At 69.9% G+C, this 13582-nt stretch carries 14 protein-coding genes; 7 read left to right on the forward strand and 7 right to left on the reverse strand.

Translation table 11 applies throughout. The annotated features are described in order from the left end of the window. Window positions 1–78: 78 nt before the first annotated feature. The 6 genes from P8627_RS01375 to acnA form a co-directional block, all read right to left on the reverse strand. Window positions 79–1068, reverse strand: a complete 990-nt coding sequence (locus P8627_RS01375; RefSeq protein ID WP_279965691.1) for a GGDEF domain-containing protein — start codon at window positions 1066–1068, stop codon at window positions 79–81. Next, complete coding sequence (locus tag P8627_RS01380; RefSeq protein WP_279965692.1) at window positions 1065–1664, reverse strand: heme NO-binding domain-containing protein; 600 nt, start codon at window positions 1662–1664, stop codon at window positions 1065–1067. Before P8627_RS01380 ends, P8627_RS01375 begins: the two co-directional genes overlap by 4 nt. Window positions 1665–1729: 65 nt before the next feature. Next, a complete protein-coding gene (locus P8627_RS01385; RefSeq protein WP_279965693.1) occupies window positions 1730–3295 on the reverse strand; it encodes a trimethylamine methyltransferase family protein in 1566 nt (521 codons plus the stop codon). 87 nt (window positions 3296–3382) lie between these two features. Then, window positions 3383–4078, reverse strand: a complete 696-nt coding sequence (locus P8627_RS01390) for an HAD family hydrolase (protein ID WP_279965694.1) — start codon at window positions 4076–4078, stop codon at window positions 3383–3385. A gap of 28 nt (window positions 4079–4106) precedes the next feature. Beyond that, on the reverse strand, window positions 4107–4799 hold the full coding sequence (locus P8627_RS01395; RefSeq protein WP_279965695.1) for a DUF1223 domain-containing protein: 693 nt from the start codon (window positions 4797–4799) through the stop codon (window positions 4107–4109). A gap of 146 nt (window positions 4800–4945) precedes the next feature. Next, window positions 4946–7738, reverse strand: coding sequence for an aconitate hydratase AcnA (gene acnA, locus P8627_RS01400; protein ID WP_279965696.1), 2793 nt, complete (start codon window positions 7736–7738; stop codon window positions 4946–4948). A gap of 223 nt (window positions 7739–7961) precedes the next feature. Between acnA and ccmA the strand changes: the two genes are divergently transcribed. The 6 genes from ccmA (at window position 7962) to P8627_RS01430 (ending at window position 11675) form a co-directional block, all read left to right on the forward strand. After that, on the forward strand, window positions 7962–8591 hold the full coding sequence (gene ccmA, locus P8627_RS01405) for a heme ABC exporter ATP-binding protein CcmA (protein ID WP_279965697.1): 630 nt from the start codon (window positions 7962–7964) through the stop codon (window positions 8589–8591). Beyond that, window positions 8588–9244, forward strand: coding sequence for a heme exporter protein CcmB (gene ccmB / locus P8627_RS01410; RefSeq protein WP_279965698.1), 657 nt, complete (start codon window positions 8588–8590; stop codon window positions 9242–9244). Before ccmA ends, ccmB begins: the two co-directional genes overlap by 4 nt. 152 nt (window positions 9245–9396) lie before the next feature. After that, complete coding sequence (gene ccmC, locus P8627_RS01415) at window positions 9397–10125, forward strand: heme ABC transporter permease CcmC (RefSeq protein WP_279965699.1); 729 nt, start codon at window positions 9397–9399, stop codon at window positions 10123–10125. Continuing rightward, the gene (gene ccmD / locus P8627_RS01420) at window positions 10122–10259 is read left to right on the forward strand and encodes a heme exporter protein CcmD (RefSeq protein ID WP_279965700.1); all 138 of its coding nucleotides are present in this window, start codon (window positions 10122–10124) and stop codon (window positions 10257–10259) included. The genes ccmC and ccmD overlap by 4 nt, the downstream gene beginning before the upstream one ends. Then, the gene (locus tag P8627_RS01425; protein WP_407932958.1) at window positions 10256–10783 is read left to right on the forward strand and encodes a DsbE family thiol:disulfide interchange protein; all 528 of its coding nucleotides are present in this window, start codon (window positions 10256–10258) and stop codon (window positions 10781–10783) included. The genes ccmD and P8627_RS01425 overlap by 4 nt, the downstream gene beginning before the upstream one ends. Before the next feature lie 4 nt (window positions 10784–10787). After that, complete coding sequence (locus tag P8627_RS01430) at window positions 10788–11675, forward strand: DMT family transporter (RefSeq protein WP_279965701.1); 888 nt, start codon at window positions 10788–10790, stop codon at window positions 11673–11675. On the opposite strand, the gene galE is transcribed toward P8627_RS01430, so the two are convergent. Beyond that, window positions 11665–12681 carry a UDP-glucose 4-epimerase GalE gene (gene galE / locus P8627_RS01435; protein WP_279965702.1) on the reverse strand — a complete coding sequence of 339 codons (1017 nt, stop codon included), beginning with the start codon at window positions 12679–12681 and terminating at the stop codon, window positions 11665–11667. The two genes, P8627_RS01430 and galE, sit on opposite strands and share 11 nt — an antisense overlap. 249 nt (window positions 12682–12930) lie before the next feature. On the opposite strand from galE, the gene P8627_RS01440 reads away from it, so the two are divergent. Then, window positions 12931–13521, forward strand: coding sequence for a hypothetical protein (locus P8627_RS01440; RefSeq protein WP_279965703.1), 591 nt, complete (start codon window positions 12931–12933; stop codon window positions 13519–13521). The last annotated feature ends 61 nt before the right edge of the window (window positions 13522–13582 follow it).

The raw sequence follows: 13582 nt of genomic DNA on the forward strand, positions 1-13582 counted from the left end.
TCATCGGGCGCCTCGCGCGAAACTGCGTGCGGGCGGCAAGACGTGCGTCGGTCGCAGCCGGAATGCGCCTGCCTAGCGTCAGGCCGCGTCCGGGCGCGCGACGGAATGGCGGGACCGGCCCGCGTGTTTCGAGGCGTAGAGCGCGGCATCCGCATCGGCCATCAGCCGCGCGGGTTCGGGCGGATCGTAGAAGCTGGACACCGTGATGCCGATGCTGCCCGAGATGCGGCAGGGATGCCCCTGCCAGTCGATCGGCTGCTCGATCCGCGCGATGATGCGCTCCGCGATCCGTTCCAGCGTGGCGACGTCGATGCAATCCTCGAGGATCAGCACGAACTCGTCCCCGCCGACGCGCCCGACCATGTCCCCGCGGCGCACCTCCTCGGTCAGGATCGTGGCCACACGTTCCAGCACCTTGTCGCCCGCGGCGTGTCCATGGGTGTCGTTCACCGCCTTGAAATGATCGAGATCGAGATGGATCAGCCCGAATTTCGGCGCCCGCATCCGCGAGAGCCGCGCCAGATGGCCATCGACGGCCCGGCGATTGCCGAGGCCCGTCAGCTTGTCGGTCACGGCGAGCGTCTCGGCCGTCTCGCGCGCCACTTCGAGCCGGTCGCCGAGGCGCTGGAACTCGGTCAGGACGGCGGCCTGCGCCTCGATCAGGAACAGCATCTCGACGGTCGGATCGACCGCGGCGAAGTCCTGCGCCGAAAGATCGTGGCGCGCGACGACGGCGCGGATATCGGTGCCGAGCCCCAGGCGCAGAAGGCCGCCCCCGTCGCCCAACGGCAGGGCCATGCCGCGAAAGCGCGAGGGCGGGCCTTCCCCGGCCTCGCCCGCCAGTTCGATCGCGAGGCGCCGGTTCGCGCGGGCGAGCAGCGCCGCCGGCGACGCGCGTCCCGCCGGGCGGCGCAGGCGAAGCACCTGCGCCAGGGGCCGTCCGGCCGCGTTCGGGGCGATCCGCTCGAAGGCCGGACCCACATGGGTGACGCGGCCATCCGCGTCGAAGAACAGCGCGAGCGGCAGCAGCGCGTCCAGGACCGCGGTGGGCAGGCTATGGGCCGTCATGCCGCGCCCGCCCCCAGATCGAAACGCCGGGCGGGATGATGACCCTCCGCCACGAGGTGGATCGTGATCGCCTCGCGCCAGACCGCGCCGTCGCGCTGGAAGCCGGCGGATTCGATCACCGCAAGACAGCCGTAATCGTCCGACATCGCCCGCAGGACCCCCGTCAGCATCGCCGAGGCCCCCGGCATCGTCCATTCGCTGTCCACGTGAAAGGCATCCGGGCCCAGTTCCCGGACCCGGAAGCTCGGCAATTCGAGATCCGGCACGGCCATGCGCGCGCGATCCTCGATCTCGTCGAGCGCGAGGATCAGGTCCTCGAAGGTCGCCCCGGTGAAGCGGATCAGGCGGCGCACCGGTTCGAGCGGCGGATGGACGCAAACCCAATGGGCGACATCCTCGATCAGGCCGAGCACCTTGCGGTCGAGCCGTGCGGCAGTGGCCGCGACCACCTGTTCGAGCAGCCCGTCCTCGTAGAGGCGCATCGTTTCGAACCGTTCGAACGGCAGACCCGCATCGCGCCGGACGCGCTCCCAGGCGGCCGTTCCGTGATTGGCGATCACGAAACCTTCGACGGATTTGCAGATCAGGCCATGCATGGGACCCCGGGCGACGCTATGCGGGCCTGTCTGGCGGGGAAGGATGAAGGCCCGGTTAAGGCGGCTCAGAAATCGGTGGGCGCGCCGCCCTCCGCCTTTCGCTGGGCGACGAATTCGGCCAACGCCTCGCGGCGGTCCTCCGCCAGGGGCGGTGCCTCGAAGCCGTCGATGATCCGGCGTGATAGCGCGTGGGCCCGTTCGGCCGTCCAGACCCCGCCGGCGGCATCCCAGGCCTCGTAATTACGCCAATCCGACAGGAACGGCGCGTAGAAGGCCTGCTGGTAGCGGTCCTGCGTGTGCTGGCAGCCGAAGTAATGGCCGCCGGACCCGACCTCGGCCACCGCGTCGAGCGCGAGATCCCCCGGGCCCGTGGCCCAGAGGGCCGGGTCGAAGTACCGCTGGATCTGCTGCAGCATCTCGCAATCCATCACGAATTTCTCGGGGCTGGCGATCAGCCCGCCCTCCAGCCAGCCGGCGGCGTGATAGACCATGTTGCTGCCCGACTGGATTGCGGCCCAGAGCGAGGCCGAGGTCTCCCAGGTGGCCTGCGCGTCGGGGACATTCGCCGCGCAGACCCCGGAGGAGCGCAGCGGCAGCCCGTAGAAGCGCGCCATCTGGCCAGTCATTTGCGTGGCGCGGATATATTCGGGCGTGCCGAAGGCGGGGGCGCCGGATTTCATGTCGACATTCGAGGTGAAGGTGCCGATGGCGACCGGCGCGCCGGGGGCGATGAATTGCAGAAGCGCGATGGCGGCCAGCGCCTCGGCGAGGCTGAGCGTCACGGCCCCGGCCATCGTCACCGGGGCCATCGCACCGGCGAGGGTGAAGGGCGTGACGATGACGGGTTGGCCGCGACGCGCGTGGATCATCGCACCCTCGAGCATCGGGAAGTCGTGCTTGAGCGGGCTGACGGAGTTGATGTTGGTGTACATCCGCGGCTGCGCCTCGAACTCGGCATGGCTGAGCCCGCCGGCGATGCGGACCATCTCCATCACGTCCTCAACCCGTTCGCGGCCCAGCGAATAGGCGTGGACGACCTTGTCGGTCAGCTCGAGCTTGGCCTGCAGGCAGTCGAGATGGCGGATCGCGGCATGGACGTCGACGGGCTCGACCGGGTAGCCGCCAACGAAATGGATACAGTTGAAATACTGCGATAATTTCAGGAAATCGACGTAGCGCGCCCAGCTTCCCGTCTGCTTGCCGGTCTTCAGGTCCCAGTAGTTCGGCGGGCTGGAGACGTTGCCAAAGGCCATCCAGCCGCCGCCGATCCGCAGGGCGCGGTCGGGATTGCGCGGGGTGATGGTGAACTCGGCCGGGGCGCGGGCGACCATCTCGGTGACGAAATCGCGATCCATGCGGACATTCGTGCCGTCGACGCGGCAGCCTGCGCGCTTGAGATGGGCGACGGCATCGGGGTTCAGGAACTCGATCCCGATCTCCGAGAGGATGTGCAGCACGCCGTCATGGATCGCCGCGACCCCCTCGGGGCCTAGCGGTTCGGTGGGGCGATCGGGGTTGAAGGGCTGGCGGAAGGGCATCTGCTCGATGACCGCGTGACCCGCGCGATCCTGGTGGCCGCGGCGGCCGCCGGCCCGTCTGCGTTTCGGCGTGTCCGAAATGAGGCTGTCCATGCGCGGCCCTCCCGATCGAGGGTATGATGAACGTCGGATCTGCGGGTGATATTGGTCGGACGCGACGGGGCGTGTCGCTTCCGGGCCTCAGGCGGCGGCGCGGGCGTCGAGCCAGGCGGGCAGCGCGGTGATGTCGGGCAGGACATGGTCGGCATGCGGCGCGAGCGCGGCCGCATCGAGCGTGCCCGTCGTCACCCCCAGCGCCAGCATCCCCGCCCCGCGAGCGGCACCCATGTCGGTCAGCCCGTCGCCGACCAGCGCGACATGGGCCGGATCGAGGCCCAGGCGGGCGGCGAAGTCGCGCGCACCCGCCGGATCGGGCTTGGCGCCGAAGCCGCTGTCGCAGGCGATCACGCGGTCGAGATGCGGCGCGGCGCCCAGGCCAGCGAGTTGGTAATGCGCCTCGGCCTCGACCGCGTTGGTGATGACGCCCAGCGCCAGCCCCCGGCGGCGCAGCCCCGCCAGGAACGGGTCGAGCGGCGTGACCGGCACCTGTTCCACCGACAGCGTCGCTGCGTCCCACCACGCAGCCAGCGCCTCGGGCGACCAGCCGGTCGCGGGCGCGAGCAGGTCGACTGTCTCGTGATGGGTGGCGGTGACGAAGCGGCCGTCGGGGCGGATGCGGCCAGCGGCGAGGTCGACGCCGAAGATCTCGGCCAGCAGGGCCGCATCGGTCCGCGTCGCGCGGGCGAGAGCGCGGATCGTGCCCGGGATCCAAGCCTCCCAGGTGCGCCGGAAGTCGGTCAGCGTGCCGTCCTTGTCGAAGAGAATCGCCCGGATCATGGGCCGCAGCCTGCCGCCGGGGCGGCGGTCAGTCCACCCGCACCGCGCCCAAGATCGGCCCGGGCAGCCCGTCGGGCATCGCTTGCGCCAGCACGAAATGCACCAGCCCGTCGGGCATGTCGGGCAGGTCCAGCGTCAGGTCCTCGCCCGACCATTGGGCCAGGTCCTGCCAGGCGCGGACGACGTTGTGATAGGTCACGTCGCGACCCGCGTTCTCGCCATGCAGGATGCGCACCTCGGCCTCGGGCAGGACGGTGACCAGCATCAACCGCGCGGGCGCGTCGAGCACCGTGGCATCCGCCATCACCTGCCGCCCGGTGCCGGTTGAGGCGATGCGCAGCACGTCGCCATTGGCGTCGCGATGGGCGGCGATTAGCTCGGAGAGCTGCAGCCCCTTCGCACCCGCGAGCGAATCGCGGCCGCCGACGACGAATTGCGGGGTGTAGACCACTTCGGACTTGGCGGCGGTGGCATAGGCGCGCTGCCGGGCAGTGAATTCCGGAGCGGCGAAGGTATCCGCCCAGCCGATCCAGTCCCAGTAATCGACATGCAGCGACAGGGCGATCACGTCCTCGTGCTGTGCGAGCTGGCCGAGCATCTCGTCGGCGGGCGGGCAGGACGAGCAGCCTTGCGACGTGAACAGCTCCACCACCACCGGGTCGGCAGCCGCGGGGGCGGCCAGCAGCGTTGCGGCGAGGGGGAGAAGAGTTCTGAGGCGCATCGTCGAGTCCGTCGGTTTCGGGTCCGCTCTCCCTAGACCCGTGGGGGGTGCGACGCCAATCACCCCTTGGTGAGGCAGATTTGCGGTGACGCGAAAAAGCCCGCGGCGGGGGCGTCCCGCCGCGGGCGATCATCCGGAGGCGCGGATCACTCCGCGGCGACGGCCGTGGAGGCGAGGTTGCGCAGCACGTAATGCAGCACGCCGCCGTTTTTGATGTAGTCGATCTCCACCTCGGTATCGATCCGGCAGCGCAGCGTGATCTCCTTGACCGACCCGTCGGCCATCTTGATCTGCGCGGGCACTTCGGCCAGCGGGCGCACATCGGCGAGGCCCTCGATCGTGACCTCTTCCTCGCCGGTCAGGCCCAGCGAGGACCGCGTGTCGCCGCCGGTGAACTCGAACGGGATGACGCCCATGCCGACGAGGTTCGAGCGGTGGATGCGCTCGAAATTCTCGGCGATGACCGCCTTCACGCCCAGAAGCGCCGTGCCCTTTGCCGCCCAGTCGCGCGAGGAGCCCGCGCCATATTGCTCGCCGCCGATCACGACCAGCGGCACGCCCTTGGCCTGCCACGCCATTGCGGCGTCGAAGATGGAGGTCTGCTCGCCGTCGGGGCCCTTGGTGTAGCCGCCCTCGACGCCGGACAGCATCTCGTTGCGGATGCGGATATTGGCGAAGGTGCCGCGCATCATCACCTCGTGATTGCCGCGGCGGGAGCCGTAGGAGTTGAACTCCCGCACCGGCACCTGGCGCTCCTTCAGGTACTGGCCCGCGGGCGAGCTTTCCTTGAAGGAGCCGGCGGGCGAGATGTGATCGGTGGTGATCATGTCGCCCAGCAGCGCCAGCACGCGCGCGCCCTTTACGTCCTCGATAGCGCCCGGCTTCGGGTCCATGCCCTGGAAATAGGGCGGGTTCTGCACGTAGGTCGAGGAGGCGGGCCAATCGTAGGTCTCGCCGCCCGACACCTCGACGCCCTGCCACTTGTCGTCGCCCTTGAAGACGTCGGCGTATTTCTCCTGGAAGGCCTCGCGGGTGACGGTGCGCTCGACCAGTTCGGCGATCTCGGCCTGGCTGGGCCAGATATCCTTGAGGAAGACGTCGTTGCCATCCTTGTCCTGACCGAGCGGCTGGGTCGTGATGTCGACATTCATGTCGCCCACCAGCGCATAGGCCACCACCAGCGGCGGCGAGGCCAGGTAGTTGGCCCGGACGTCGGGCGAGATGCGGCCCTCGAAGTTGCGGTTGCCCGACAGCACCGAGGTCGCGATCAGGTCGTGATCGTTGATCGTCTTCGAGATTTCGGGCGCCAGCGGGCCCGAATTGCCGATACAGGTGGTGCAGCCGTAGCCCACGAGGTTGAAGCCGATGGCGTCGAGATCCTCCTGCAGGCCGGCGGCCTCGAGATAATGCGAGACGACTTGGCTGCCGGGCGCGAGCGACGTCTTCACCCACGGCTTGCGGTTGAGCCCCAGCGCGCGCGCCTTGCGGGCCACGAGACCCGCGCCGATCATCACGTAGGGGTTCGAGGTGTTGGTGCAGGAGGTGATCGAGGCGATCACGATCGAGCCGTCATGCAGCTGCTCGCGGTCGGCCTCGCCGCCGTTGACGTGGCCGCGCATGTGGTGGCCCTCGTCGCCGGGGATGGTGACCGGCTCGGGCGCGCCGCCCTCGCCTTCCCAGCGCACCTCGGCGCGGGCGGAGGCGTCCTTGCCCTCGCGCTGGCCCTTCACGTACTCGCCGAAGGCCTTCGCGGCATCGGTCAGCGCGATGAAGTCCTGCGGGCGCTTCGGGCCCGAGATCGCGGGCACGATGGTGCCCATGTCGAGGCTGAGCGTGTCGGTGTAGACCGGCGCGTAATCGGCGTCGCGCCAGAAGCCGTTTTCCTTGGCATAGGCCTCGACCAGCGCGATGCGGTCCTTGTCGCGGCCCGTCATCTCCAGATAGCGCAGCGTCTCGGCGTCGATCGGGAAGAAGCCGCAGGTGGCGCCGTATTCGGGGGCCATGTTGCCGATCGTGGCGCGGTCGGCCAGCGGCAGGTTGTCGAGCCCCTTGCCGTAGAACTCGACGAACTTGCCCACCACGCCCTTCTCGCGCAGCATCTCGACCACCTTGAGCACGAGATCCGTGCCGGTGGTGCCTTCCATCATCCGGCCGGTCAGCTCGAAGCCCACGACCTCGGGGATCAGCATCGAGATCGGCTGGCCCAGCATCGCGGCCTCGGCCTCGATCCCGCCCACGCCCCAGCCCAGGACGGCGGCGCCGTTGACCATGGTGGTGTGGCTGTCGGTGCCCACCAGCGTGTCCGGATAGGCCACCGTCTCGCCGGTCTGGTCCTCGTCGGTCCAGACGGTCTGGGACAAGTATTCCAGGTTGACCTGGTGGCAGATGCCGGTGCCGGGGGGCACGACGCGGAAGTTGTTGAACGCGGTCTGGCCCCATTTCAGGAACTGGTAGCGCTCCATGTTGCGCTCGTATTCGCGGTCCACGTTGTGCTGGAAGGCGCGCGGGTTGCCGAACTCGTCGATCATGACCGAGTGGTCAATGACCAGGTCGACAGGGTTGAGCGGGTTGATCTTCTGCGCGTCGCCGCCCAGCGCCTTGATGCCGTCGCGCATCGCGGCCAGGTCGACCACCGCCGGAACCCCGGTGAAGTCCTGCATCAGCACGCGCGCGGGGCGGTAGGCGATCTCGCGCGGGTTCTTGCCGCCCTTCTCGGCCCACTCGGCGAAGGCCTTCACGTCGTCGGTCGAGACCGTGCGGCCGCCATCCTCGAAGCGCAGCATGTTCTCGAGTACGACCTTCAGGCAGGCGGGCAGCTTGGAGAAATCGCCCAAGCCCGCCTCGGTCGCCGCGGCGATGGAATAGTAGCTGACGGTCTGTCCGCCGGCCTTGAGCTGGCGGCGGGTCTTGGCGGTGTCGGTTCCGACTTGGACGGTCATGGCGGTCTCCCTGGATCGGTCTGGCAGAGGGTCTTGCTTGCCCAATGCCCTAGCCGTCCGAACGGTTCAAGGGGAGACGGCATACCGTCGCATACAAATCTCTCGTTCGGCGCCCGCGCGCCGGGCCACGGTACTGGCCTGGCGGCGCCACACGGCGATATTTCCGGCCCGCAGCCCCCCGCGCCCCTTCCCCCCGCGCGCCCTGCCGGGCATGGAGGGCGGCATGGAGTTGCGCGTCGAGGGGCTGGCCTGCCGCCGGGGAGAGGCGACCGTCCTGCGGGGCGTGTCCTTCACCGTGCCCGCGGGCCGTGCGCTCGTGCTGCGCGGGCCGAACGGGGCGGGCAAGACCACGCTTCTGCGCACGCTGGCGGGGCTCAGCCCCGCGCCCGAGGGCAGCGTGACGCCCGGCCCCGACGCGATGGCCTTCGCCACCCATGCCGACGGGCTGAAGGCGCAGCTGACTGTGGCCGAGAACCTGACCTTCTGGTCACGCGCCTTCGCCACCGGCGATGCCGGCGTGGCCCGGGCGGTCGCGGCCTTCGACCTGGTACCCCTTCTGCCGCGCCGGGCCGCCGACCTGTCGGCCGGGCAGCGGCGCCGGGCGGGGCTGGCGCGGATGGTGCTGACCGGGCGGCCGATCTGGCTGATGGACGAGCCGACGGTCTCGCTCGACCGGGCCATGACCGCCACCTTCGCCGAGGTGATGCGCGCCCACCTGGCCGAGGGCGGGAGCGCGGTCCTGGCCACGCATATCGATCTGGGGCTCGAGGCCGAGGTCCTGGAAGTCGCGCCCTTCGCCGCCGCGCGGCAGGCCGCGGCCCAGCCCGACCCGTTCGCGGAGGCGGTGGAATGATCGCGCTCCTGATCCGCGACCTGCGCCTCGCCATCCGGGCGGGCGGCGGCTTCGGGCTGGGGCTGGGGTTCTTCCTGATCCTCGCCACGCTGGTGCCGCTGGCCGTGGGCCCACAATCCGACCGGTTGGCCCCGATCGCGCCGGGCATCCTGTGGCTTGGGGCGCTGCTGGCCTGCCTGTTGTCGCTCGACCGGCTCTTCGCGCTCGATGCGGAGGACGGGTCGCTGGACCTGCTGGCGACAGCGCCGATCCCGCTGGAGGCGGTCGCGGCGACCAAGGCCACGGCGCATTGGATCACCACCGGCCTGCCGCTCACGCTCGCCGCGCCGGTCCTGTCGCTTCTGCTGTTCCTGCCCGTCCCCGCCCTGCCCTGGCTCGTGCTATCGCTGGCGCTGGGCACCCCGGCGCTCAGCGTCATCGGCACCTTCGGCGCGGCCCTGACTGTGGGCCTGAAGCGCGGCTCGCTGCTGCTCTCGCTCCTCGTCCTGCCGCTCTACATCCCGACGCTGGTCTTCGGGGCGGAGGTCGTGCGGCGCGGCGCGGAGGGGCTGTCGGTCGCCACGCCGCTGGCGCTCCTGGCGGCGATCACGCTGGGCGCCGTCGCGATCCTGCCTTTCGCCAGCGCGGCCGCGCTGCGGGTCAATTTGCGGTGATCCACACCCGGCGGCGCGCAAGGCGATGACCCGCGAGAGCATGAGTATTTTCGGGACCCGCGATGGAGGGCCCGCCCGCGCCGTCTCGGACGGGCGGTTCTGCGACGCCGCCGCGTCTTGAAGCCCCTCGCCCCCGCCCATAGAGAAGGCTCATGTCGATCTGGGAATACGCCAATCCGCGCCGCTTCATGGGCTGGACCGCCCGCGTGCAGCCCTGGGCCTGGGGCCTGGCCGTCGCGCTTTGCGGGATCGGGCTGATCTGGGGCTTCTTCTTCACGCCCGAGGATTTCCGGATGGGGCATTCGGTGAAGATCATCTACATCCACGTCCCCTCGGCCTTCATCGCCATCAACGCGTGGTTCATGATGCTGGTGACCTCGCTGATCTGGCTGATCCGCCGCCACCATGTCAGCGCGCTGGCCGCGCGGGCCGCGGCGCCGATCGGGCTGATCATGACCGTGGTCGCGCTGCTGACGGGCGCGATCTGGGGCAAGCCGATGTGGGGCACCTATTGGGAGTGGGACCCGCGGCTGACGAGCTTCCTGATCCTCGGGCTGTTTTACCTGGGCTATATCGCGCTTTGGTCGGCGATCGAGAACCAGGACCAGGCGGCGGACCTGACCTCGATCCTGTGCCTCGTGGGCACGGTCTTCGCGGTGCTCAGCCGCTACGCCGCGCAGTTCTGGAGCCAGGGCCTGCACCAGGGCGCGTCGCTGTCGCTCGACGCCGAGGAGAATGTGGCCGACGTGTTCTGGCTGCCCCTGGTGGTCTCGCTTGCGGGGTTCGTGGCGCTTTTCGTGGCGCTGGTGCTGCTGCGCACGCGGACCGAGATCCGCCGCCGCCGCCTGCACGCGCTGAGCCTGAAGGAGCGGATGGCGTGATCGAGTTGGGCAAATACGCTTTCGACATCCTGCTGGCCTACGGGCTGACGGCCGTGCTGATCCTCGGGCTGGTCGTCCAGTCCCTGCTCGCGGCCCGTGCCGCGCGGCGCGCGCTGGAGGAGCGGGGCGAGTGAGGTGGCTGGCGCTGCTTCCGGTCGCTCTTTTCGCGGCGCTGGGCGGGTTCTTCCTGTCGGGGCTGTTCCGCGAGGATCCCGACGCCCTGCCCTCGGCGCTGATCGGGGCGACGGCGCCCGCGCTCACGGTGACCGAGCTTCCGGGCAAGCCAGTGATGACCGATGCGGCGCTGACCGACGGCGAGGTGAAGCTGGTGAATTTCTGGGCCTCGTGGTGCGTGCCCTGCCGGGTCGAGCATCCGCAGCTCGAGGCCCTGGCCGAAGAGCTTCCGGTCTACGGGATCAACTACAAGGACACGCCACAGGCCGCGCTGGAGTTCCTCGAGGAGCTGGGCGACCCCTATGCCGCGATCGGCGTCGACGGGAGCGCGCGGACCGGCATCGACTGGGGGCTCTACGGCGTGCCCGAGACCTTCGTGCTGGCGGGCGACGGGACGGTGATGCTGCGCTTCGCGGGCCCGATCACCGAGAAGGTCGTCACCGACAGCATCGCCCCGGCCATCAAAGCCGCCCGCGCGCGCTGAGCGCGTGGAGCCCGCCGCCACCACACGCCTCGCCAGCCTGATCGTCCTCGGCACCGGAGTGCTCTGGGGGCTCTACTGGCTGCCGGTGCGCGAGCTGGGCGGTCTGGGCCTGGGCGGGGCCTGGGGCACGGCGGCGATCACGGGGGCGGCGGCGCTGCTCCTGGCGCCGATGGCCTGGGTCCGTCGCTCGTCGCTGGCCGCCGCGGACCCGGTCGCGCTGGCCTCCGTCGCGCTGGGGGGCGTGGCGTTCATGCTCTACTCGGTGGGCTTTCTCTACGGGCGCGTGGCGCTGATCGTGCTTCTTTTCTTCCTGACCCCGGTCTGGAGCACGATCCTCGGCCGCGTGCTGATGGGCTGGCCCACGCCGCGGCTGCGGCTGGCGGCGATCGGCCTGGGGCTGGTGGGGCTTGTCGTGATGCTGGGCGCCGGGGACGGCCCGCCGGTGCCGCAGGGACTGGGCGAATGGATGGGGCTGGCCTCGGGGTTGCTCTGGTCGGTGGCGACGACGGGGATGCGCGCCCGCCCGCCGCTGGGCGCCGCCGAGGGCGCCTTCGTCTTCGCCGGCGGCGCGGCGCTCGGGGCGCTGGCGCTCGCGCCGCTGCTTTCCCCTCTGCCCGCCGCGCTTGCCCTGCCCGCGCTGGCCTGGGCCGCGGCGGCGGGCGCGCTCTGGTGGGGGCTCTCCATCGCGGCGCTGACCTGGGCCTCGGCCCGGCTGGAGCCGGCGCGGACGGGCCTTCTGCTGATGACCGAAGTGCTGGTGAGCGCCGTCTCGGCCGCGGTCCTGGCCGGCGAGCATCTGGGCCCGCGCGAAATGGCGGGCGGCGCGCTCGTGCTGCTCGCGGGCGTGCTGGAAGTCTGGCCGGTGCGCCGGGCGCGCCGGGTCAGGAGTTGAAGCGCCAGCCTTCCTTCTGGGCCTGGACCCAGTTCCAGCTGGATCGGCACATCTCCTCCAGCCCGTGCTCGGCCTCGAAGCCCAGCTCGGCGCGGGCCCGGCTGGGATCGGCGTAGCTGCGCGCGACATCGCCCGCGCGGCGGCCCACGATCCGCATCGGCAGGTCGCGCCCGACCACGTCGGAATAGGCCCGGTGCATCTCCAGCACCGAGGTGGGCGTGCCGGTGCCGATATTGAGCACGTGGCCCCGCCCCTCCATCAGTGCGTCGAGCGACTGCACGTGCGCGCGTGCGAGGTCCACGACATGGATGTAGTCGCGCCAGCAGGTCCCGTCGGGCGTGTCGTAATCGTCGCCGAAGACGCGCAGCTCCGGCATCTCGCCCAGCGCGACCTTCGCGAGATAGGGCATCAGGTTGTTCGGGATGCCGCGCGGGTCCTCGCCGATCATGCCCGAGGGATGGGCGCCCACCGGATTGAAATAGCGCAGCACGCCCACCTGCCAGGGATCGGCGGCGGCAGCCTGCGACAGGATGCGCTCGCAGGTGAGCTTGGTGAAGCCGTAGGGCGAGGTGTGCGACAGCGGCGCCGTCTCGGGGATCGGGAAGACGGTGGCGGCCCCGTAGACCGTCGCGGTCGAGGAGAAGACGATCCGCAAGACCCCCGCCGCCTTCATCGCCTGCATCAGGGCTATCAGCCCACCGATATTGGTCTCGAAATAGTCGAGCGGCTTCTCGACGCTTTCGCCCACCGCCTTGAGCGCGGCGAAATGCACGACGCCGTCGAAGGCGCGCGACGCGAAGAGCCGGCCGAGCACCCCGCGGTCGAGCACCGAGCCGCGGACGAGATCGACCTCGGCCCCGGTCAGCCGCGCCAGCCGGTCGATCACGCCGGGGTCGGAATTCGAGAAATCGTCGAGGATGGTCACGTCGTAGCCGGCCGAGACCAACGCGACATAAGTGTGGGAGCCGATATAGCCGGCCCCGCCGGTCAGAAGGATACGCGCCATGGTCTCAGGTGGTGCGCCGGGCGGGCCCGCATTGCAAGCCCCGCGCAAGAGGGGGGCCCGACCCGAATTCGGCTGTGAATGGAGCCAATTTGAACCAAAGACCGCCAGAATTCACCGGCATCCCGGCCCCCGAGTTATTTGGAGTCCGTCATGCATAGCTTTCTTTCCAGCGAATCCGGCGCCGTCACCGTGGATTGAACCGTCCTCACCGCGGGGCTCGTCGGCCTGGGGCTCGCGACTGCCGTCGTCGTGAGCGCGGGCGTACAGAACACCAGCGAAGATATCGAGGATGCGCTCACGGGGATCGACGTCACCTCCGCCTTCGAGCGGCTCGTCGCCTCGAACGACTTCACCAACGGCGAGCGCGGCGACTGGATCGGCGGCGTCATCACCGAGATCGAGGGCTTCGGCGAGATCCTCGCCCTGTCGGGCCGCTCCGACATGGCATCCCTGCCGATCGACGTGGGAACCCAGCACGACTACGCCACCGTCGAATTCGACATGATCATGGGCGACAGCTGGGACAACGAGACGGGAACGATCTCGATCGCGGGGCAGGACGTGGTCGTCGGCACCCATTCCTGGCGCGAAGGCGAACCCGACGTGCGGGTCATCGAAGGAGATAACGACACGTCGGTCACGCTGACGCGAACCTCGGTCGGCAGCGGCAGCTTCCGCACCGGCGGCAGCAGCGCCGACTACACGTACCGCGTGAAGGTCGTCGCCGCCAACGATGGCCGCGAGCTGACGCTCGGCGCCAGCACGACGCTCAATTCGCCGACGCATGACGAGTTCTTCGGGATCGACAATGTCGAGGTTCGCGGCACGAACACGCCGTGAGCCGGACAATCGACCCTTTCGCCATTCGCCGGACGCCAAAGTGACCCGCCGCCAGCCAATC

Origin of the sequence: Jannaschia sp. GRR-S6-38, from assembly GCF_029853695.1 — a bacterium.
GTDB lineage: Bacteria > Pseudomonadota > Alphaproteobacteria > Rhodobacterales > Rhodobacteraceae > Jannaschia > Jannaschia ovalis.

Bases quoted from the DNA above. Each gene is read 5' to 3' on its own strand.
- ccmB (WP_279965698.1), top strand. From the start codon at position 8,588: ATGATCGCGCTCCTGATCCGCGACCTGCGCCTCGCCATCCGGGCGGGC.
- ccmA (WP_279965697.1), top strand. From the start codon at position 7,962: ATGGAGTTGCGCGTCGAGGGGCTGGCCTGCCGCCGGGGAGAGGCGACC.
- ccmC (WP_279965699.1), top strand. From the start codon at position 9,397: ATGTCGATCTGGGAATACGCCAATCCGCGCCGCTTCATGGGCTGGACC.
- P8627_RS01375 (WP_279965691.1), bottom strand. From the start codon at position 1,068: ATGACGGCCCATAGCCTGCCCACCGCGGTCCTGGACGCGCTGCTGCCG.
- P8627_RS01380 (WP_279965692.1), bottom strand. From the start codon at position 1,664: ATGCATGGCCTGATCTGCAAATCCGTCGAAGGTTTCGTGATCGCCAAT.
- P8627_RS01385 (WP_279965693.1), bottom strand. From the start codon at position 3,295: ATGGACAGCCTCATTTCGGACACGCCGAAACGCAGACGGGCCGGCGGC.
- galE (WP_279965702.1), bottom strand. From the start codon at position 12,681: ATGGCGCGTATCCTTCTGACCGGCGGGGCCGGCTATATCGGCTCCCAC.
- acnA (WP_279965696.1), bottom strand. From the start codon at position 7,738: ATGACCGTCCAAGTCGGAACCGACACCGCCAAGACCCGCCGCCAGCTC.
- P8627_RS01390 (WP_279965694.1), bottom strand. From the start codon at position 4,078: ATGATCCGGGCGATTCTCTTCGACAAGGACGGCACGCTGACCGACTTC.
- P8627_RS01395 (WP_279965695.1), bottom strand. From the start codon at position 4,799: ATGCGCCTCAGAACTCTTCTCCCCCTCGCCGCAACGCTGCTGGCCGCC.